This window comes from Hymenobacter convexus, assembly GCF_030580955.1.
GTDB lineage: Bacteria > Bacteroidota > Bacteroidia > Cytophagales > Hymenobacteraceae > Hymenobacter.
Genome location: NZ_JAUQON010000013.1, coordinates 1 through 20,288, shown reverse-complemented (window position 1 = coordinate 20,288; position 20,288 = coordinate 1). Strand labels below are relative to the sequence as shown.

The following is a 20,288-nucleotide window of genomic DNA, read 5'->3' as shown; positions in this document are numbered from 1 at the left end:
GATGCAAATGATTAAGCCGGGAGAGAGCTTAGTGTACGATGTATTGCTTCCTAAGCTGGAAGTTCTGTTCGTCTTCCTCAGCATACTGGGGGCTATTCTATTCTGGAATCATTGGGTTCGGAACGAAACGCTTTTCATTATTGGCTTAGGTGGACTAGCCGAAGTATACTTTCTTAAAGCATTTGAGCCACTGATTTCGACTGATGAAGTCAACTTTCCGGAGCAATATTTCGGCAACTTTAGCAATCAGTTCTCAGTCAGTGAGAACCAATCTTTTTTCCTAAATACCCTTGCTCCAAAGGTGATGTACATCAGTAGTGCAGTCACTTTAGTCGGCGTACTATTTAAGCTAATGTTTTGGAATGGAAGTACTACGCTACTTATTGCAGCAGTTCCCCTTCTGGTCTCTTTTATAATTGCCTTAGCACTAAATCAACGCGTCAATCGTCGGGCAACAATGATGGCAATAATCGGCGGGCTGATGCTCACCGTGTCATCCGAAGCACTGATACGACAACTTTACTCCGACGACCCGCAATTGCTCGAAGCGCTAGCCAATCAACTCCGCCATCCAAACGACCATGCCGCTCAGCAAAACTTTCGGAAGCTGATGAATGAATATCGGCATAGACACTAAACCTTTGTAACGCCAAGCCGCTAGCGGCCTCAAATCCAACTCCTCATGAAAGACTTTCCCTACACCGAATCGAAAGACACCCGCAGCGGCTTCGGCGCGGGCCTGGCCGAGCTGGGCAAAACCAACCCCAACGTGGTGGCCCTCTGCGCCGACCTCACCGGCTCGCTCAAAATGGACGCCTTCAAGAAGGAAAACCCCGACCGGTTTTTCCAGGTCGGCATCGCCGAGGCCAATATGATGGGCGTGGCCGCGGGCATGACCATTGGCGGCAAAATCCCCTTTACGGGCACCTTCGCCAACTTCAGCACCGGCCGGGTGTACGACCAGATTCGCCAGAGCATTGCCTACTCGGGCAAGAACGTGAAAATCTGCGCCTCCCACGCCGGCCTCACGCTGGGCGAAGACGGCGCCACCCACCAGATTCTGGAAGACCTGGGCATGATGAAAATGCTGCCCGGCATGACCGTCATCAACCCCTGCGACTTTAACCAGACCAAAGCCGCCACCATCGCCATTGCCGACTACGAAGGCCCCGTGTACCTGCGCTTCGGCCGCCCCGTGGTGCCCAACTTCACGCCGGCCGACCAGAAGTTTGAAATCGGCAAAGCCTGGACCCTGAACGAAGGCACCGACGTGAGCATCTTCGCCACCGGCCACCTCGTGTGGAAGGCCGTGCTGGCCGGCAAGCTCCTGGCCGAAAAAGGCATCAACGCCGAAATTATCAACATTCACACCATCAAGCCGCTGGATGCGGAGGCCATCCTCACCTCGGCCCGCAAAACCGGCTGCGTGGTGACGGCCGAAGAGCACCAGATGAACGGCGGCCTCGGCGACAGCATTGCCCAGCTGCTGGCCCGCGAGGAGCCCCTGCCCCTGGAAATGGTGGCCGTGCACGACAGCTTCGGCGAAAGCGGCACCCCCGACCAGCTGATGGAGAAATACAACCTCAACGAAGCCGCCATCGTGGCCGCCGTGGAGGCGGTGATGAAGCGCAAGAAATAAGCCGTTTCCATTCTAATAAAAAGCCTCGTAGCGGATACACTACGAGGCTTTTTTTGCGTGCTTTCAGCAATGGAATAGGTATGCCACGGTTGCGGTTTGTTTTGCTTCGGTTATTTTTGGTTTGCCCTCGGACTTTTTAAAAGCAGCCGTTGTTTGAGATGAAAAGAAGAACCCTAATTCTGGGAATTAGCTGCGCTGTCCTCTCAGTGCTTGCCCACGGCGCCACGGCGCAGACCGCACCCAAAACCACCCTCAAATATGGGAAATACGGCTGCACCTCCACCAAATACACCGGGGGCTTCTACGAATTCACGCCCCACGGCTCGTTCACGATAAATCCGGATGGCACCTATTTCTATTCTGGTTTTAAAACGCCCAGCAAGGGAAAATTTACCGTTGATAAAGCTGGCAACCTGCTATTCACCGGCGGCTATCTGGACAAGGGCAAGGCAGAGAAAATAGACCGGCCCAACAAGTTCTTTTTGGTGTTTCCCACCATCCCCGACAACCGCTGGACCTGCTCATGCGTGGACAAATAGGTGCGCAAGCGGATTGCCGGAAGGCCAATGGCAGAGGAGTTGCAAATTGAAAATGCGCAGCTAATCAAACGATTGAAGCGCTACCCATCAATATTGGAAACCCGGCCGTTCAGGTCGTAGCTGATGCGGGTATTGCCAATTTCCGTAATTTGGTCGTTGAGATTGTACCGGATGCGCAGAGGGCCCACTTCCCTGATTCGGTCGCTCAAATCGTATGAAATGGCGCTGCTGCCAATCTTTCGGATTCGGTCGTTCAGGTCGTATTCGATGCCCACGCTGCCGATGCTTCTCAATCGGCCGTTCAGGTCATAATCAATGCGTCCCTTGCCATTGATGTAGTAATCGAGCAATTGGCCCGCGTCCGAAAGGTAAATGGTGAAGTCTTCCTGCTTGATGCGGAAGCTCACCTTTCCGCTCTGCGACACACTGGTAGAAACCGGATTTTGAGCCCGGGCCGGAGCCGTCGGCGCGGTAGCTAACCCGAACAAGATGATGGCGAAGAAAGTAGAGGGCTTCATACGGGTGGAAACCGAGAAGGTGGAACAATGTGGTGCGGTGCATTTATCGGGCCAGATGGAGGCGCTGGAGGCCCATCCGGCCAGAAATGGAATAAACGTTCTGGAAGGCGGTTAAACGCGATGCCTACCTTGCGGTCCAACCGCCTGCCTGCCTGCTCACGACCAACGCCCCGGCCTCCCCGTTTGGAAGACCACGAAATCCTGCTCAAGTTTCAAGACCCGGCTTCGCGCAATCTGGCGTTCAACCAGCTCGTGCGCAAGTACCAGAGCAAGGTGTACTGGCACGTGCGCAAGATGGTGATTGACCACGACGACGCCGACGACCTCACCCAGGACGTGTTTGTGAAGGTGTGGAAGCACCTCGAAAACTTCCGGCAGGACGCGGCCCTCTTCACTTGGATATACCGCATTGCCACCAACGAGTGCCTCAACTTCCTGGGCAGCAAGCGCCGCAAGTTCCTGCTGCCCCTCACCGATGTGGGCGCCGAGCTGGCCGCTAAAATCGAAGCCGACCCCGCCGTGGCTGGCGACGAGATAGAGCTCAAGCTGCAAAAGGCCATTCTGCGCCTGCCCGACAAGCAGCGCCTCGTGTTCAACCTGCGCTACTACGACGAGATGCCCTACGAGCAAATGGCCGAAGTAACGGGCACCAGCGTGGGCGCGTTGAAAGCCAGCTACCACCACGCCGTGAAGAAAGTGGAGGAATACGTGACCCGTACCACCGACGATTAATCGGCCGAAAGACAAATTTTTATTCGCGGAGTTAAACGCCGCCCCCCGTTCTTCATCCAAGAGCCATGAAAACTTCATTTAAGCTTGACGCGCATCCCCGGCGGCCCCGCCCGCTGCTGAGCGAGCCGCCCACAGGCTATTTTGACAAACTACCGACCCAAATAATGGCGCGGCTGCCCCAGGCCGACGCCCGCCCCGCCGCGCCCGGCTGGCTGGCCTGGCTCACGCCCGCGCTGCGCACCGGCCTGGCCTCGGTGGCCGTGCTGGGCGGCTTTGCGGCCTCGTTCTACATGAGCGGCACGCCGCGCCTGACACCGGCCACGGCCTCAACCGCTTCGCTCGATGCCGTGCCCCGCACCGAGCTGGTGGGCTACCTGCTCACGAGCGGCGCCCGCGTCGAGAATTCCGACCTCGCGGTACTCACCGCGGCCCACCCCAACATTGCCAAAGGCTTTTTGCGCGTTTCCGATGAAGAGCTGACGAATGCGCTGGATGAACAACCCTCTGAAGACCTGACTTATCTGTAATCCGATTTCCCAACTATGTTTTCTATCACCTCTGTTTTTCGATTATTGAGCCTCGCGGCTTTGCTGGTGGCCGCGGCCCCGGCTGCGCACGCGCAGGGTGGCCTCGGCGGCCCGGGCCTGGGCGGCCGTAAGGCCGGCCAGCGGCTCGGCCAGCTCGAAAATGCCAAAATCGCCTTTATCACCAACCGCGTTTCGCTCACCCAGGACCAGGCCCAGAAGTTCTGGCCGCTCTACAACGAGTTTTCGGCCAAACGCCGTGAGCTCAACCGCAGCGGACGTCTGCTGCGCCGCGACGTGACCGAGGGCATGACCGACCAGCAAATCCGCGACAATTTCACCCAGGCCTTCACCATGCGCCAGCAGGAGTTGAATCTGGAAAAGGAATATTTCGACAAGTTCCAGAAGGTGATTTCGCTGCGTCAGGTGGCTCAGCTGTTTCAGGCCGAGCGCGACTTCACCAAAGAAGTCATCAAGCGCGTGGCCGGGCCGGGTGGTGCCGCCCCGGCTCTGAGTAACGATTAACTCCTTTTCTTTCTGAGCTATGCCAAAAGGCCGCTGCCCCCGCAGCGGCCTTTTACTTTTGCGGAATAATCGAAACGGACAATTGTCGGTTCTGTAACCTGCCTGTCATCCTGAGCGCAGCGAAAGACCTTCTCACGTTTGCGTTAACGGCTGCAAGCTATTCGAACGTGAGCAGGTCCTTCGCTGCGCTCAGGATGACAGCTGGCGTTCAACCGTCCACAAAATCCGTGAAATCCGCTTAAATCCGAAGAATCTGTGGTCCTGACACCCCGCCAACTATTTCTGCGCCACCAGGCCCAAACCTCCGATTTTCCGCTGCTGCTGGAAATTGAGCGGGCCGAAGGCATCTACATGTACGGCCCCGATGGCCGCCGCTACCTCGACCTGATTTCAGGCATTGGTGTAAGCAACGTGGGCCACCGCCACCCGCGTGTGCTGGCCGGCATCCAGGCCCAGCTCGACAAATACCTGCACCTGATGGTGTACGGCGAGCTGGTGCAGGCCGTGCCCGCCCAGCTGGCCGAGGCCATCCATAAAACCCTGCCTGCGCACCTCGATTCGGTGTATTTCACCAACTCCGGCACCGAGGCCATCGAGGGCGCCCTGAAGCTGGCCAAGCGCCACACCGGCCGCACCGGCCTCGTTTCCTGCCTCAACGCCTACCACGGCTCCACGCACGGCGCCCTATCCATCACGGGTTCCGAGGGCTTCAAAAACAGCTTCCGCCCGCTGCTGCCCGACGTGCGCCACATCCGCCACAACGAACTGGCCGACCTGGACTTCATCACCGAACATACCGCCGCCGTCATCATCGAAACCGTGCAGGGTGAAGCTGGTGTGCGCGTGCCCAGCCCCGAGTACCTGCCGACGCTGCGCGCCCGCTGTACCGAAGTGGGCGCCCTGCTCATCCTCGACGAAATCCAGTGCGGCTACGGGCGCACGGGCACCATGTGGGCCTTTACGCAGTTCGGCATCGAGCCTGATATCTTGGTGTGCGCCAAAGGCATGGGCGGTGGCATGCCCATCGGGGCCTTCATCGCGAGCACCGAAATCATGTCGGGTTTCAAAACCAACCCCATTTTGGGGCATTGCACCACCTTTGGCGGGCACCCGGTGAGCTGCGCGGCGGCGCTGGCCACGCTGCAAATCGTGCAAGATGAGAAGCTGGCCGAGGGCGTGGCCGCCAAAGCGGCGCGGTTTCGGGCGCAGCTGCGGCACCCGGCCATTCGGGCCGTGCGCGGCTGCGGCCTGCTGATGGCGGTGGAATTTGACTCGTTTGAAGTCCTCAAACCCATCATCGACTACGCGCTGGAGCACGAAGGCATTTTGACTGACTGGTTTCTGTTCTGCGACAATTCGTTGCGGCTGGCACCACCGCTCATCATCACCGATGCGCAGATTGACGAAGCCTGCGCGGCGCTGCTACGGGCCGTGACGTACATCACGAAAGTTAGAAGGGGTTAAATGGAGCCGGCCCGCCAAATCCTGGCAAAGCAGGATAGCGGGCCGGGCTTAGGGGCAGGCAAATAGCCGGGAGTAAGCTTATGCCATAGGCTTAAAGCGTTACCGTGGGCCGGGGCAACTCGTTGTAGTTCAGAAAGGAAGTGCTTTCCTCTTTGATTCGTTCACGCGGCAGGCCGTCTTTCACACCCTGCGAGATTTTGCGCACCAGCACACCCACAATGGCTTTGCGGAAGCCCAGCTTTTCGGCCATCATGATGCAGAATTCCATCTCGGTTTCATCCACCACACCGTCGGCCAGCATCATGTCGACAAGGTCGAAAATCTGGTCGAAACGCTCGGAATCGTTGGTGGGAAGGTCGTTGCTGGTGCCTTTGGCGCCCGACACGAGGGCTTGAACGTCGGACTGGCTCAGGCCATTTTTCTTGCCCACCGCCAGGATGAAGTTCATTTCCCGGGCGTCGATGTGCCCGTCCGCTTTGGCCAGAGCCGCCAGATTCAGAAGGTGGCCCTTGATTTTTTTTGCCTGCTCATTTTCGAAAAAACCGAACATAAAACGTGGGAATTAGGAGGTGGGAGATGATTAAAAGACTTTTTGGCCGATTGTCGAGGTAAGATACACGAAAAAACAATCGGTTTTGCATCTGATTACGCGAAATGTTGAAAAAAAGATAACTCGGCTGTTGCCGACATTCTTGGGCTTGCTGATGGGGGATTGCAAACGTTTCGCCAACTTTGCGGGGTTTGGGCGCCATTGGTGCGCCCGCTTGTTTTAAGACTCAGGAGATGAAAAGAATAGCAGTATTTACCAGCGGCGGCGATTCGCCGGGCATGAACGCCGCCATCCGGGCGGTGGTCCGCACGGCCACGTACCACGGCATTGAGGTATACGGCATCATGCGCGGCTACAGCGGTATGATTAAGGGTGAATTTGTGCGGCTCGATTCCGCGTCGGTTTCCAACACGGTGCAGAAGGGCGGCACCATCCTGAAATCGGCCCGCAGCTTGAAATTTATGACCAAGGAAGGCCGCCAGCAGGCCTTCGACCAGCTGGTGAACCACGGCATTGAAGGCCTGGTGGCCATTGGCGGCAACGGCACTTTCACGGGCGCCACCATTTTCGAGGAAGAATTCGGCATTCCGACGGTGGGCGCGCCGGGCACCATCGACAACGACCTCTACGGCACCGACTACACCATCGGCTACGACACGGCCGTGAACACGGCGCTGGAATGCATCGACAAAATCCGGGACACGGCCGACTCGCACGACCGCTGCTTTTTTGTGGAGGTGATGGGCCGCGACTCGGGCTACATCGCCATTCCGTGCGCCATCGGGGGCGGGGCCGAAATCGTGATGATTCCCGAAACCCAGATGAGCACCGACGTGGTGGTAGAAACCCTACAGGCCGGCTGGCACCGCTCCAAAACCTCGTTCATCGTCATCGTGGCCGAGGGCGACGAGGAGGGCAACGCCACCCAGGTAGCGGCCCGCGTGAAGGAAGCCATTCCGCAGCTCGATACCCGCGTGACGGTAATCGGCCACATTCAGCGCGGCGGCTCGCCCACGGCCTCCGACCGCCTGCTGGGCTCCCAAATCGGCATCGCCGCCGTAGAGGGCCTCATGAACGGCATGCGCAACGTAATGGCCGGCATCATTGATAAAAAGCTGGTGTACACCCCATTCGTAGATACCATCAACAAGAAGAAGCTCATCAACCAGAGCTTTATGCGGATGGTGGAGATTTTGAGCGTGTAGGTAGGGAAAGGTTTAACTAAAGAACGTCATGCTGAGCGCAGCCGAAGCATCTCTGCCGCAACAGTAAATAATCACTTGCGCGGTAGAGATGCTTCGGCTGCGCTCAGCATGACGTTCCTTTTCTTCCGTTACCCAACATCTACCCACTGATACGCTGCGTCCCTTCGCAGCCAGGTGAGCTGGCGCTTGGCGTAGCGGCGGGTGTTGCGCTGGAGTAGGCGCACGGCTTCGGCCCAGTCGTACTCGCCATCCAGAAACCCGAAAATTTCCTGATAGCCCACCGTTTGCAGGGCGTGGTGGTGGCGGTAGGGGAGTACCGATTTCACTTCCTCCAAGAGGCCGGCGGCCAGCATGTGTTCCACGCGCAGGTTGATGCGCTGGTAAAGCGCCTCCCGCTCGCGGGTGAGGGCCACCTTCACGTTGCGGAAAAGTGGGTTTTCGGGCGGCGGGCCATCGGTGTGGAAGCTGGAAAACGGGCGGCCGGTGGCGCGGGTGATTTCGAGGGCGCGCACCACGCGCTGGTGGTTTTGCTGGTCGATGCGGGCGTGGGCCACGGGGTCGGTTTCGGCCAGCTCGGCCACGAGGTGGGGCAGGCCGTGGGCGGCCAGCTCGGCCTGGAGCTGTTGCCGGATTTCGGGCGGCACGCTGGGCAGCTCGTCTAGCCCGTCGGTCACGGCCTGCACGTAGAGGCCCGAGCCGCCGGTGAGAATGACCAGTTGGTGCTTCCGAAACAGCCCTTGGAGCACTGCCAGCGCATCGGTAGCGAAGCGGCCGGCGCTGTAATCCTCCGCAATGCTGTGGCTGTTGACGAAGTGATGGGGCACGCCCTGCATCTCCTCGGGCGTGGGCTTGGCCGTGCCAATGCTCAGCTCGCGGAAGAACTGGCGTGAATCGGCCGACACGATTTCGGTGTGGAATTGCTGGGCCAACTGCACGCACAGGGCCGTTTTGCCCACCGCCGTGGGGCCGGCAATGGTGAGCAGCACGGGGCGCGGGTCGGCATGTGTGGGGGCTAGCTGGGCGAGAATTTGGGGCGGAAGAAGGGCGTTTTCTGTCATTGCGAGGAAGCTTCTGGTCATTGCGAGCGTAGCGAAGCAATCCGTCCTGTTCTCAGCGACTCACCTATTAATGTGACAAAATTAAAAGCAAAAGCCCCGACTCTTTGCAGAGCCGGGGCTTTCTGGTGGAAGGGGGGGCTGGTTTTGACAGGACGGATTGCTTCGCTGCGCTCGCAATGACAATCCCGCCATGACAGTTACAACGCTGGGTGTTTTTCGTCAAACGTGGTGGCGTCCTGATAGGCTTTAGCCAGGGCCAGCAGCTTGCCTTCCTCGTAGAGCTGGCCCACGAAGGTGATGGTGGTGGGCAGGCCGGCGGCAGTGAAGCCGTTGGGCAGGGCAATGGCCGGGTGGCCGGTGAAGTTGGTGGTGACGAGGCTGGCGCTGAAGGTGGGCGTAATGTAGGCGTCGAAGCCTTTCAGCTTCTCGTCCATCTGCTCGATGAGCAGGCTGCGGGCGCGCTGGGCCTGAATGTATTCCACGGCCGGCACGAAGCGCGACGAGCGGAAGGTGTTGGGCCAGGCAGAGCGGTTTTGCAGCACCATCTGGCCGTCGCGGCCCGAGCGGGTGAGGTCGTCGAACGCCGCTGCGCCCTCGGCCGTGAGGATGAACCGGAGGCTGTTGGCCGACAACGCAGGCATTTCCAGCGGCACCAGCTCCACGCCCAGCTTGCGCAGGGCCTCAAGGGCGGCCTGGTCGTTGGCCTTGGTGGGGTAGCCCTGGTCGAATGCCTTTTTAATGTAGCCCACGCGCAGCTTTTTCACGCTGCCAAAGGCGTACTCGAAACGGTTGGGGGCCAGCAGGGTGGCGGGGTCGCGGGCGTCGGGGCCGGCGGCGGTGAGGGCGGCCAGCACGATGGCGCAGTCCTCGGCCGAGCGGGCCAGGGGGCCGGCCTTGTCCATGGTCCAGCTCAGGGCCATGGCGCCGGCGCGGCTCACGCGGCCGTAGGTGGGGCGCAGGCCCGTGACGCCGCAGGCCGTGCTCGGGCTCATGATGGAACCCAGCGTTTCGGTGCCGATGGCAAACGGCAGCAGCCCCGCCGCCACCGCCGAGGCCGAGCCCGCCGACGAGCCGCTGGAGCCCTTGGTCACGTCCCAGGGCGTGCGGGTTCGCTCGCCAAACCACACGTCGCCCTGCGCCAGTTCGCCCAGCGTGAGCTTGGCGCAGAGCACGGCGCCGGCTTCCCGCAGGCGCTGCACCACGGCGGCGTCTTCGTCCAGCACCTGCTCCTTGTAGGGCACTGAACCCCAGGTGGTTTTGTAGCCCTTGGCGCTGAACAAGTCCTTGACTCCGAACGGAATGCCATGCAGCGGCCCGCGGTACTTGCCCGCTTTAATTTCTGCATCGGCCTGCCGGGCCTGCTGATAGGCCAGCTCCTCGGTGAGGGTGATGACGCAGTGCAGCTTGGGGTCGTACTTTTTGAGGCGGGTGAGGCAGAAGCGGGTGAGGTCTTCGGAGGTGATGAGGCCGGTGCGCAGCAGCTCGCCTAGCTGCCGCACCGTATAGAAGGCGAGGTCGTCGCGGTTGGCGGGCAGCTTCACTTTGCCCGCGTCGGGCAGGCGGCCGGCGCTGCCGCCACTGCCCCCCTGGGCCAGCCGCAGCCGCAGCGGGCGCGGGTCGAACACCACGGCCGGGGCCACGCGGTTGGGCATTTCCAGCTTGCGCAGGGCCTCGTAGCTGTCGCGGTAGCCGGTCAGGTTGCGGCGGGTCGAGTCAAGCTGGGCATCGGTGAAGCTCAGGCCCATGAGCTGCTGGGCGGCGCGCAGCAGGGGCACGGTGATTTCTTCGGGGGCGCTGGGGCGGGCCACCAGGGCGCCGGCCGCGAAGCAGGCCGTGCCGAGGAGCAGGGCGGGTAGGTGTTTTTTCAAAGCGAAAAGAATTGTGGAGTTGAGCGCGATGTAGCTACCTCAAAAGCATGCTGTAGGCCGCTTACTGAAAGCAGAATATCCTCACGAAGTTAGCGGGCCGGATGCTCGGATTGCTGCTTGGCCTTATTCTGGGCTACGGCGTGCCTTTGCGTTCCCTCGGCTAGCAGTTGAGACGCACTTTAACTGCAATTCCTGAATTGGAGCAATAATAAAAGCCAGTGCTTGGTTTGCTATAACGCCAAGGTTCTAGCTTTTGGCATTGAATAAGCAAGCCAAGGAGACTTGCACCGCTTGGTTTCTATAGAAGGGGTTTTCATAATTGACCCCCTTAAATTGGTAGCTGACGGCAAGGTTTGTTCCACCCCAAGAGTAGTTCGCTTGTACTTGCACCCGCTTGTAGCGGTAGCCTACGCCCACTAGGAAGCCCGCATCTAGGCGCCGGGAGGAGTATTCCTCGTAGCTCAGCGGCGTTTGATTGGGGATGATGGAGCCGGTGGTCACGGTCGTGCTATTGTTGTGCGTGAAGGCTCGCTCGTAGCGACCTCCTAATAGCAAACCCAGATAGGCCCCAGCCAAGACTTGTACGCCCTGGCCATCAGCGCGTGCGTACACCACCTTAACAGGCAGGGTCAGGTAGTTGAGACGAAAGTTGTCGTTGTTTATTCCCGTGGTTTGGTCGGTGCCACTGGTTAGGTAATATCCTTTTTGAGAATAAAGCAGGGCCGGCTGCAAGGAAACATGTCCCAAATCAAGACTGCCCAACACGCCGGCCTCAAAGCCGGCACGGGCGCTTGGGCGATAGGAATCGTTGAAATAGGACGCGTTCGACCAATTAAGACTTACTTGAGGACCGATGCGGAAAGTCGTTTGGGCCTGTATTACGCCAGCCAACAATAGCAGTCCAGCGGTTAGTGAAAAACGAATAGAGGCGTGGGGCATTCTGAATCTATTGGAGCAATAGTGGATAGTATAAGCAAAGCAATATTATTTGTCTCTAATTCGCTGCGCGTTCAGCTATATACTCTCCGAAATAACTGGCAAAATTCCCAGCCAAGCCCCAAACTGTGCCTTCTGCGAAAGGCTTTGACCTTGCGTTGGCTACTTACCTACCGGCACCACGCCGCTCCACAGCCGCCGCAATTCCCGTTCCTCGTGCTGCCAGCTGAGCTGCGGCGCGGCGCGGCGGCAGTTGGCGGCCAGGTGCTGGTAGCGGGCTGGCTCGTCGCGGAGCAGGCGGTTGAGGGCGGCGGCCAGGGTAGCGGGGGCCAGGTCGGTCACCAACTCGGCCACGTCGAACTCGTCGTTGAGGGCGCGGTATTCAGGGAAGTCGATGAGGACCTGCGGGATGCCGGCGTGCACGTAATCGAAGAACTTGTTGGCCAGTGAGTAATAGTAGCTCAGGCCAATGTTTTCGAGCAGCATAATTCCCACGGCGGCGTGGCGCGTCACCTCGCGCAGCGCCTCGGGCAGCACGAAGCCGCGAAACTCCACCTTTCCCGAGGCCAGCAGGCCAAGCCGTTCGGCCTGTGCGCGCAGAGCGGCCGAAAGGTCGCCTTCGCCGCAAATGACCAGCCGGCCCGCCACCTGCGGCATGGCTTCCAGCAGGTTTTCGAGGCCCCGGCCCACGTTCAGCGCGCCTTGGTAGAGGATGTAGCCATCAGGGGGCGCAACACTCGGAGCGGGCGGCAAAACTTCATCGGTGCGTAGGCGGCTCACGTTGCGCACCACACCGAAGGGCTGGCCGTAGCGTTGGTCAAACAGCCGCGCCAGGGCCGGGCCCACCGTGTAGGCCAGCCGGGCGCGTGGCACGATGAAGCCCTCTACCCAGCGCCAGATGCGCTGCACGGCGGGCCGGGCCACCACCTCGGGCACTTCCGTGAACAGCTCGTGGGCGTCGTACACGAAGGGCTGGCCGCCGAGCCGGGCCCGCAGCCACACGGGCAGTGCGGTGTCGAGGTCACAGGCGCACCAGGCGGCGGCGCGCTGGCCCAGCAGGTAAAAAAACAGCCGCAGGTTGTACTCCAGGTAAAACAGCTTCCCGCGTTGAAACCAACCGCGCAGGCGGTGCTGTTGGTAGGGCTGCGGGGTGAGCGGGGGCGAGGCGGGCCGCTGCCAGCCCACCAGTTGCACCCGGTAGCCGGCCGCGGCCAGGCTGCCGCAGATGCGCTGCATCCGCTGGTCGAAGCACAGGTCGGTGGTGACGGTGAAGAGCAGGCGCGGAGCGGAGGACGGCGGCAAAGGGCGATATGGGCGCGGCCAAGGCCACTCCACGTTAGTCGTTATTTTATTTTGGCCAAATTTACACCGCGGCCCGGCCCGGCACTGGCTATATTAGCACGAAATTCAACACGCAGCACGCGTTATTGTATGGCTTCATTTTCGGCTGCTTCTTCAACCCGCCCCGTGGCGCCGCCTCTGGCCGCGCTGCTCGACCAGTTGGGGCAGGTGTATTTGCTGACCGACCGCCAGGGCGCCATTGTGGAAGTCAACGAAGGCTTCCTGACCCTGACCGGCTACCCGCGCGACAAAGTAATCGGCCAGCTTTTTTACCAGATGCTGGCGCCCCAGCCCGAGCGGGAAGTGCGCAAGCGCGAGTTCCGCGAAAGCATCGAAACCCAGACCCTGGCGCCCTGCTACGAGCAAACCTTGCTCACGCGCAGCGGCCAGCTGCGCCCGCTGCGCTGGCAGGCCGGCTTCACGCACGATGCCGCCGGCAACGTAACCGGCATGTGGATGGCCGGCCACGAGCTGCCCAGCCTGAGCGCGCCCAGCCCGGCCCTGGCCGGCGACAGCACCCACCTGCAGGATTTCCTCGACAACGCCCAGGACCTGGTGCAGCACCTCAGCGCCGACAACGGCTTCCTGTTCGTGAACAAGGCCTGGAAGGAGAAGCTGGGCTATACCGACGCCGAGCTGGCCACCCGCACCCTGGCCGACGTGGTGCATCCTTATTATAAGGCCAAGCTCCTCTATCAGCTGCGCAACCTGTATGACGGTGAGCCGGTGAACAAGGTCGAAACCGTGTTTCTGACCAACCAGGGCAAGCCCGTGCACCTGATTGGGAGCATGAGCGTGGTGCGCGAGGAAGGCCAGCCGGCCAGCAGCCGCGCCATTCTGCACGACATCACCGACCGCATCAAGGCCGAGCGCCTGCAGAAGGTGTACTACAGCATCGCCAACCTGGCCATTTCGGCCAAGGACCTGCCCAGTCTCTACGGCGCCATTCACCGCGAGCTGAGTAAGATTATCGAAACCAGCAACCTGTTCATTGCTCTCTGCGACGACGCCCGCACGCAGCTGCAGTTTGCCTACCACGTCGACCAGCACCCCCAGCACCGGCCCAAAGGCGCGCTGCCGTTCGGCAACGGCGTGTCGGAATACATCATTGCCGGCGGACAGCCGCGCTACCTCACCCACACCGACTTTCAGCAGCTGGTGCGCAGCGGCACGGTGGCCGCCCACGGCCTCGTGCCCGAGGTGATGCTGGCCTCGCCGCTGAGCATCGGCGACCGCATCATCGGCGTGCTGGCCGTGCAGGACTACACCCGGGCCGACGCCTACACACCCGGCGACCTCGACGTGCTGCACTTCATCTCGAACCAGGTGGCGCTGGCCATCGAGCGCAAGCGCAACGAGGAGCAGATTGGCAAGCAAACGGCCCGCCTGAACGCCATCTTCGAAAGCGGCTCGCACGTGATGTGGACGGTGAACACCCGCGCCCAGCTCATGAACTTCAACCGCAACTACGCGGCCCTGTTCCTGCGGCGCAACGGCACCTACCCCGTACGCGGCCTCAACGTGTGGGACGCCGACCTGGCCCACATGCCCGAAGCCGAGCGCGACACCTTCGTGCACCACTACGAGGCCGCTGCCAAGGGCCAGGCCCAGCGCTTCGAGATGCGCCTGCGCGACGCCCGCGGCTACGACGTGTGGACCGACATCTACCTGAACCCGATTTACTTGGGCGACGGCTCGTTTGAGGAAATTTCGGCCATTGCCCACGACATCACCGAGCAAAAGCGCGCCCAGCTGGCCCTGGAAGCGCAGGAAGAGAAGTTCCGCTCCATCTTCGAGTCGTTTCAGGACATCTACTACCGCACCGACGGCGAAGGGCTGCTCACCATCGTCAGCCCTTCGGTGCGCGAGGTGCTGGGCTATGAGCCCGAGGAAGTGATGGGCCGGCCCGTGGCGTCGTACTTCGTGGATGCCGACGACATGGCCCGCGCCAATACCGAGGCCGAGCGCAGCGGCGGCCTGCGCAACTTCGAAACCCAGATGTGGCACAAGGACGGCTACCCCGTGAGCGTGCTGGTGAACGCCCGCATGGCCACGGCACCGGAAGGCGAGGAAGCCACCGGTGAGCCCGGCCAGTACGGCACCGAAGGCATTGCCCGTGACGTGACCGAAATCCGGCAGATGCAGGACGACCTGCGCCTGGCCAAGGACGAGGCCGAAGCCGCCCTGGAAGCCAAAACCCAGTTCCTGGCCAACATGAGCCACGAGCTGCGCACGCCCATGAACGGCATCATCGGCATGATTGACCTGCTCGACCAGACGGTGGAAACCGACGAGCAGCTCGACTACGTGGACACGCTGCGCAAAAGCTCCGACGCCCTGCTCACCATCCTGAACGACATCCTGGACTTGTCGAAAATCCAGGCCGGCAAGCTCCAGATTCACGAGGCACCCATCGAGCTGCAGGCCGTGATGGAGCGCATCCGCGCCCTGTTCATCTACCGGGCCGAGCAGAAGCACATTCGCTTCACCTATCACATCACGCCGCACACGCCGCGCTTCGTGATTACCGATGAAGTGCGCCTGCTCCAGATTCTGAGCAACCTGGTGGCCAACGCCATCAAGTTCACCAACGAGGGCACGGTGGCCATTGTGGTGAGCAGCGTGAGCACCGACGGCGAGCACCACACCCTGCGCTTTGCCGTGCAGGACTCCGGCATCGGCATTTCGACCGACAACGCCAGCCTGCTCTTCACCAACTTCACCCAGCTCGACACCACGCCCAGCAAGGCCTACGGCGGCACGGGCCTGGGGCTGAGCATCAGCCGGCAGCTGGCCGAATTGCTGGGCGGCGAAATCGGGGTGCTCTCGGACGAGGGCGAAGGCTCGGTGTTCTGGTTCACCATCAGTGCCCGCGAAGCGCCAACCGGCGAAACAACGGCGCTGGTGCCCGCGCGCGAGCCGGTATTCCAGCCGTTTGAAGCTTCGCCGCGCGTGTTGCTCGTCGATGACAACGCCATCAACCAGAAGGTGGGCCAGCGCCTGCTCACCAAGCTGGGCTGCGAGGTGGACGTGGCCGGCGGCGGCCCCGAAGCCATTGCCATGGTGACGGCCCCGGGCGCGGAGTACAACATCATTTTCATGGACATCCAGATGCCGGACATGGACGGCGTGGCGGCCACGGCCGAAATCCGGCGCCTGCTGGGCTCTCAGTGCCCGCCCGTGGTGGCCATGACGGCCTATTCCATGCAGGAAGACGCCGGCCGCTTCATGCGTCAGGGCCTCGACGACTACGTGGGCAAGCCCGTGAAAAGCCGCCACCTCTACGAAGTGCTGCACCGCTGGCTGCGCCCGCGCAATGCCCGGTCCGCCGACGCCCCCGCCGCTACCGCCACCGAAGCCGCCGCGCCCCTGCCCACGCCCGCCCCGGGCGTGGCCGGCGAGCCCACCCTCGACGAGGCCATTCTGCGCCAGCTGGTGGAATTGGGTGGCCCCGAATTTACGTCCGACCTCTACCAGGAGTTCGAGCAGGAAGCCGGCGACCTGCTCCGCGACGCCGCCCCCACCGCCGCCGAAGGCCAGTTCCGCGAACTGCTGCCCATGCTGCACCAGCTCAAAGGCACGGCCGCCACACTGGGCGGGGTGGCCCTCGCGGCCCAGGCCCGCCACCTGGAGCACCAGCTCAAAGAAGGCCGCATGGACGATGCCGCCGCGGGCTTTCGACTTTTGGAACATTACTTTGCACAGTTCGTCGCCGAATATCCTGGCGCCGTGGAGCGAGCTACCAGCACGTCGGCCGTGTAATACCGACATTCATCTCTCTGAATTCTACCACCTAAACCCATCCCAACCCCACGCTCATGTCCGTCGATACCCAATCCAAAACCATTCTGATTGCTGAGGACAGCTCGGTGATTCTTAACCTCACCCGCAAAATTCTCGAGCTCCAGAAATACAAAATTGTGCTGGCGAAGAACGGCGGCGAGGTGCTGAAGCAAATCGAATCGACCCCGGTCGATTGCGTGCTGATGGACATCAACATTCCGGTGAAAGACGGCATGCAGTGCACCCGCGAAATCCGGGCCCACGCCGACCCCAAAATCAATAAGCTGCCCATTATCGCCATCACCGGCAACGCCAACAACTACTCGATGGACCAGTTCCGCGAGGCCGGCGTGACCGATTACCTGCCCAAGCCGCTCGATTTCGACGCCCTGGTGCGCGTGGTGAAGCAGTACGTGGGCTAATTGAATTGAGAATTAAAAATTAAGAATTAAAAATGTCAATGTGCTGACTTTGCAATTGTTGCGAAGTTGGCAAGGACAATTCTTAATTTTTAATTCTTAATTTTTAATTCAACAAAGTGCAAGTAACCTTCCTCGGCACGGGCACCTCCTCGGGCGTGCCCATGATTGGGTGCACCTGCGCCGTGTGCCGCTCGCTCGACCACCGCGACCAGCGCCTGCGCGTGTCGGTGCACGTGGCCGTGGCCGGGCGCAGCTTCGTGATTGATTCGGGGCCTGATTTCCGGCAGCAGATGCTGCGCGCCCGCGTCACGCACCTCGATGCGCTGCTTTTCACGCACGAGCACAAGGACCACACGGCCGGCCTCGACGACATTCGGGCCTTCAATTTCCGGCAGCAAACCGACATGCCGGTGTATGGCGAGCCGCGCGTGCTGCGCCAGCTGCAGCAGGAATTCGCCTACATTTTCGCGGAGCATAAATACCCCGGCGTGCCCCGCGTGACGCTGCACCCCATCGAGCGCGACGACGAGCCCTTTGATGTGATGGGCGTGCCCGTGCTGCCGCTGCGCGCCATGCACCACCGCCTGCCGGTGCTGGGCTTTCGCATCGGCGGCTTCTGCTACCTGACGGATGCCAACCACATCGGCCCCGACACCCGTGCCCAGCTGCGCGACGCCGACGTGATTGTGCTCAACGCCCTGCGGCGGGAGGAGCACATCTCGCACTTCACCCTGGCCCAAGCCGTGGCGGTACTGCAAGAAGCCGCGCCCAAGCGGGCTTTCCTCACGCACATCAGCCACCAGTTGGGCCGCCACCAGGAGGTGGAGGCGGAACTGCCGGACTGGATTCGGCTGGCCTACGACGGGCTGCGGGTGGAGGTGTAGGGACAACGTCGGGCGGCCGGCTTAAGCACGTCATCTGCTGACGCGAAATGTCAACTTGATGTTCTCCTTTGTTGCCGCGTAATAATCTCCCTGAACCTGCCAGTTCACGTACGTAAGCAGGTAGCGTCGGCCGTTGGCGCGGACGCTGGTCGTGTCAATCCAGTCGGAAGTTCTTCGACCGTAGAAATTGGTCGGGATATTCAGCTGCTGCATGCTGCCCTGGGCGTCGGTAATACGAAGTGTAGGTACCGCGTAGTCGGCCACCAAGCAGTTGGCGTTTCGAGGGCAGATAGAGAAGCGAAGGTCCGTCACGGCAATGGCCAGTTCCGGCTGGGTTGGCAGGGGCAAGGAGGCCTGCTGCTGGGAATAGAGGGAAAAATCTTGGTTGAATCCAGCAGTGACAACCGCTGGATTTTCAGCGTCATCTTTCTTGCACGAAGACAGACCCAGGCCTAAAATGACGAGAAGCAGGTATTTGTTCATAGCTCGGGAAACCGGATGGAGGCCGCACGGGATGTTGCCTGGTGGTTGGTTGACCGTTACGCTGCATCACACGTTGCACGCGGGGGCTGAAGTTTTTGCCGTAATGCCTTCGGCTGGTATCCGGCCAGGATTATTGAAACACTGAGACGCTCTTTTAATGCACACCAACTACTATTTCCTACGCCAATTGGCCCCCGCCCTCACCGAGCGGCTGCGGGGCTACCGCGTGGCCGTGTGCTTCACGCAGGAAAAGGACGAGCTGGTGATTGGGCTCAGCAACGGCAGCCAGGAATTCTGGCTGAAGGCGCAGCTGGGCGCCACATTCCCGGCGCTGGCGCTGCCCGAAACCTTCCAGCGCGCCCGGGCCAATTCGGTGGATTTGTTTCCGGCTCTGCTGGGCGAGCAGGTGGAAAGCGTGGCCGCGTGGCCGCAGGACCGGGTGCTGCAAGTGAATTTTCGGAGCGGCGCCCGGCTAGTCTTCAAGCTCTACGGCCCGCGGCCGAATGCCATTTTCCGCACCGCGCCCGATGCGCCGGCCCAGCTTTTTCAGCAAAAGCTATTGGCTGATGCGGAACTGAAGCCGCAAGCCAAGGCGCTACCGCTGGCAACCGGCAAGCTCCCGCCGCCGCTGGCCGATTTGCCCCTGCGCTACCTCCGCACCCAGGGCTACGACTTGGCTCCGGCCGAAACCAAAACCCGGCTGGTAAACCAGGTGCTGGCCCAGCTCGAGAAACCCGCGCATTATTACATCATCCAATTTGAGGGCCGCACGCGGCTGAGCCTGCTGCCGCTGGGCGACATTCTGGAAACGCTGCCCGGCCATGACCCCGTTGCCGCCCTGCGCCGCTTCGTGCCCATGGCACTGGGCCGCCGCGCGCTGGAAATGGAAACCAGGCAGCTGCGGCAGTTGCTGGAGCGCCGCGCCGACGAAGCCGGCACGGCCGCCGTGCACGCCCGCAAGCGCCTGCACGCGCTGGCGCACGAAGCCGGATACCGCCACACCGCCGACCTCATCATGGCGCACCTGCACGAGATTCCGGCGCGCGCCGAGCAGATTGAGGTGCTGGATTTCTATACCAACCAGCCCAAAGTCATCAAGCTGAAGCCCAACGAAAAGCCCCAGCTCACCGCCGAAAACCTCTACCGCAAGGGCAAAAACCAGCAAATTGAAGAGCGCCAGCTCACCGAGCGCATCGCCCGGCGCGAGGCCGAAGCCCTCACGGCCCTGGAGCGGCTGGAGGAAATGGACACCCTGCCCGCGCTGGCCGAACTGCGCGGCCTGCGCGCCTGGCGCAAGCTCCACGGCCTCGACCCGGCGGTTCCGGGTGCTAAAGTGCCCGGCGAACTGCCCTTCAAGGTGTTCGAGGACCGGGGCTTTACCATTCTGGTAGGCCGGAGCGCCGAAAACAACGACCTGCTGACCCAGAAATACGCGCACAAAGAGGACCTCTGGCTGCATGCCAAAGACGTGGCCGGCTCGCACGTCGTCATCCGGCACCGCGCCGGCCAGACCATACCGGAGCCCGTAGTGGAGCATGCCGCCATGCTGGCCGGCTGGTACTCCAAGCGCCAGCACGACACGCTGTGCCCGGTCACGGTCACGCCCAAAAAATTCGTGCGCAAGCCCCGGGGCGCCCGGCCCGGCCAGGTGCTAGTAGAGCGCGAACGGGTGATACTGGTGAAGCCCGGCAACCCGTTTGACCGGGACGAGGATAAGTAGGGGAGGATATGATATATAGAACGTCATGCAGAGCGTCGCGAAGCATCTTTACCTCAGTAGTAAATCCTTTCGATTGAATTACTACCGAGGTAAAGAA

Annotated in this window: 19 protein-coding genes; 12 read left to right on the top strand and 7 right to left on the bottom strand. The window is 61.1% G+C overall.

Annotation, left to right across the window (positions count from 1 at the left end; all coding sequences use genetic code 11):
• Window position 1: 1 nt before the first annotated feature.
• From Q4S41_RS21505 to Q4S41_RS21495, 3 genes are all read left to right on the top strand, one after another.
• A complete protein-coding gene (locus Q4S41_RS21505) occupies window positions 2–637 on the top strand; it encodes a hypothetical protein (protein WP_305033201.1) in 636 nt (211 codons plus the stop codon).
• Between the two features lie 45 nt (window positions 638–682).
• Window positions 683–1,639: a transketolase family protein gene (locus Q4S41_RS21500; protein WP_305033200.1), complete on the top strand. Its 957-nt coding sequence runs from the start codon at window positions 683–685 to the stop codon at window positions 1,637–1,639.
• Between the two features lie 206 nt (window positions 1,640–1,845).
• Window positions 1,846–2,178: a hypothetical protein gene (locus tag Q4S41_RS21495; protein WP_305033199.1), complete on the top strand. Its 333-nt coding sequence runs from the start codon at window positions 1,846–1,848 to the stop codon at window positions 2,176–2,178.
• Between the two features lie 80 nt (window positions 2,179–2,258).
• Here the strand turns inward: Q4S41_RS21495 and Q4S41_RS21490 are convergent, their stop codons facing one another.
• On the bottom strand, window positions 2,259–2,696 hold the full coding sequence (locus Q4S41_RS21490; protein ID WP_305033198.1) for a hypothetical protein: 438 nt from the start codon (window positions 2,694–2,696) through the stop codon (window positions 2,259–2,261).
• Between the two features lie 183 nt (window positions 2,697–2,879).
• Between Q4S41_RS21490 and Q4S41_RS21485 the strand changes: the two genes are divergently transcribed.
• The 4 genes from Q4S41_RS21485 to Q4S41_RS21470 all read left to right on the top strand — a co-directional run bounded on the left by Q4S41_RS21485 (window position 2,880) and on the right by Q4S41_RS21470 (window position 5,941).
• Complete coding sequence (locus Q4S41_RS21485; RefSeq protein ID WP_305033197.1) at window positions 2,880–3,428, top strand: RNA polymerase sigma factor; 549 nt, start codon at window positions 2,880–2,882, stop codon at window positions 3,426–3,428.
• A 65-nt stretch (window positions 3,429–3,493) separates the two neighbouring features.
• On the top strand, window positions 3,494–3,955 hold the full coding sequence (locus Q4S41_RS21480; protein WP_305033196.1) for a hypothetical protein: 462 nt from the start codon (window positions 3,494–3,496) through the stop codon (window positions 3,953–3,955).
• 15 nt (window positions 3,956–3,970) lie between these two features.
• On the top strand, window positions 3,971–4,477 hold the full coding sequence (locus tag Q4S41_RS21475; RefSeq protein WP_305033195.1) for a hypothetical protein: 507 nt from the start codon (window positions 3,971–3,973) through the stop codon (window positions 4,475–4,477).
• Between the two features lie 261 nt (window positions 4,478–4,738).
• On the top strand, window positions 4,739–5,941 hold the full coding sequence (locus Q4S41_RS21470) for an aspartate aminotransferase family protein (RefSeq protein WP_305033305.1): 1,203 nt from the start codon (window positions 4,739–4,741) through the stop codon (window positions 5,939–5,941).
• Window positions 5,942–6,032: 91 nt separating this feature from the next.
• Here Q4S41_RS21470 and Q4S41_RS21465 read toward each other — a convergent pair whose 3' ends face one another.
• Window positions 6,033–6,491: a tellurite resistance TerB family protein gene (locus tag Q4S41_RS21465; RefSeq protein ID WP_305010756.1), complete on the bottom strand. Its 459-nt coding sequence runs from the start codon at window positions 6,489–6,491 to the stop codon at window positions 6,033–6,035.
• Window positions 6,492–6,724: 233 nt separating this feature from the next.
• Between Q4S41_RS21465 and pfkA the strand changes: the two genes are divergently transcribed.
• Window positions 6,725–7,696 (top strand): 6-phosphofructokinase, encoded by a 972-nt coding sequence (gene pfkA, locus Q4S41_RS21460; RefSeq protein WP_305033194.1) that lies wholly within the window; start codon window positions 6,725–6,727, stop codon window positions 7,694–7,696.
• A gap of 128 nt (window positions 7,697–7,824) precedes the next feature.
• Here the strand turns inward: pfkA and miaA are convergent, their stop codons facing one another.
• The 4 genes from miaA to Q4S41_RS21440 all read right to left on the bottom strand — a co-directional run bounded on the left by miaA (window position 7,825) and on the right by Q4S41_RS21440 (window position 12,860).
• Window positions 7,825–8,754 carry a tRNA (adenosine(37)-N6)-dimethylallyltransferase MiaA gene (gene miaA, locus Q4S41_RS21455; RefSeq protein WP_305033193.1) on the bottom strand — a complete coding sequence of 310 codons (930 nt, stop codon included), beginning with the start codon at window positions 8,752–8,754 and terminating at the stop codon, window positions 7,825–7,827.
• 197 nt (window positions 8,755–8,951) lie between these two features.
• Window positions 8,952–10,622: an amidase gene (locus Q4S41_RS21450; protein WP_305033192.1), complete on the bottom strand. Its 1,671-nt coding sequence runs from the start codon at window positions 10,620–10,622 to the stop codon at window positions 8,952–8,954.
• Between the two features lie 246 nt (window positions 10,623–10,868).
• Window positions 10,869–11,561: an outer membrane beta-barrel protein gene (locus tag Q4S41_RS21445; RefSeq protein WP_305033191.1), complete on the bottom strand. Its 693-nt coding sequence runs from the start codon at window positions 11,559–11,561 to the stop codon at window positions 10,869–10,871.
• A gap of 159 nt (window positions 11,562–11,720) precedes the next feature.
• The gene (locus Q4S41_RS21440; RefSeq protein ID WP_305033190.1) at window positions 11,721–12,860 is read right to left on the bottom strand and encodes a glycosyltransferase; all 1,140 of its coding nucleotides are present in this window, start codon (window positions 12,858–12,860) and stop codon (window positions 11,721–11,723) included.
• Between the two features lie 129 nt (window positions 12,861–12,989).
• Here Q4S41_RS21440 and Q4S41_RS21435 point away from each other — a divergent pair, with 129 nt between their 5' ends.
• The 3 genes from Q4S41_RS21435 (at window position 12,990) to Q4S41_RS21425 (ending at window position 17,988) form a co-directional block, all read left to right on the top strand.
• Complete coding sequence (locus tag Q4S41_RS21435; RefSeq protein WP_305033189.1) at window positions 12,990–16,661, top strand: PAS domain S-box protein; 3,672 nt, start codon at window positions 12,990–12,992, stop codon at window positions 16,659–16,661.
• A gap of 56 nt (window positions 16,662–16,717) precedes the next feature.
• On the top strand, window positions 16,718–17,104 hold the full coding sequence (locus Q4S41_RS21430; protein WP_305033188.1) for a response regulator: 387 nt from the start codon (window positions 16,718–16,720) through the stop codon (window positions 17,102–17,104).
• 116 nt (window positions 17,105–17,220) lie between these two features.
• On the top strand, window positions 17,221–17,988 hold the full coding sequence (locus Q4S41_RS21425; RefSeq protein ID WP_305033187.1) for an MBL fold metallo-hydrolase: 768 nt from the start codon (window positions 17,221–17,223) through the stop codon (window positions 17,986–17,988).
• A 30-nt stretch (window positions 17,989–18,018) separates the two neighbouring features.
• Here the strand turns inward: Q4S41_RS21425 and Q4S41_RS21420 are convergent, their stop codons facing one another.
• Window positions 18,019–18,471: a hypothetical protein gene (locus tag Q4S41_RS21420; protein ID WP_305033186.1), complete on the bottom strand. Its 453-nt coding sequence runs from the start codon at window positions 18,469–18,471 to the stop codon at window positions 18,019–18,021.
• Between the two features lie 157 nt (window positions 18,472–18,628).
• Here Q4S41_RS21420 and Q4S41_RS21415 point away from each other — a divergent pair, with 157 nt between their 5' ends.
• Window positions 18,629–20,191 (top strand): NFACT RNA binding domain-containing protein, encoded by a 1,563-nt coding sequence (locus tag Q4S41_RS21415; protein WP_305033185.1) that lies wholly within the window; start codon window positions 18,629–18,631, stop codon window positions 20,189–20,191.
• The last annotated feature ends 97 nt before the right edge of the window (window positions 20,192–20,288 follow it).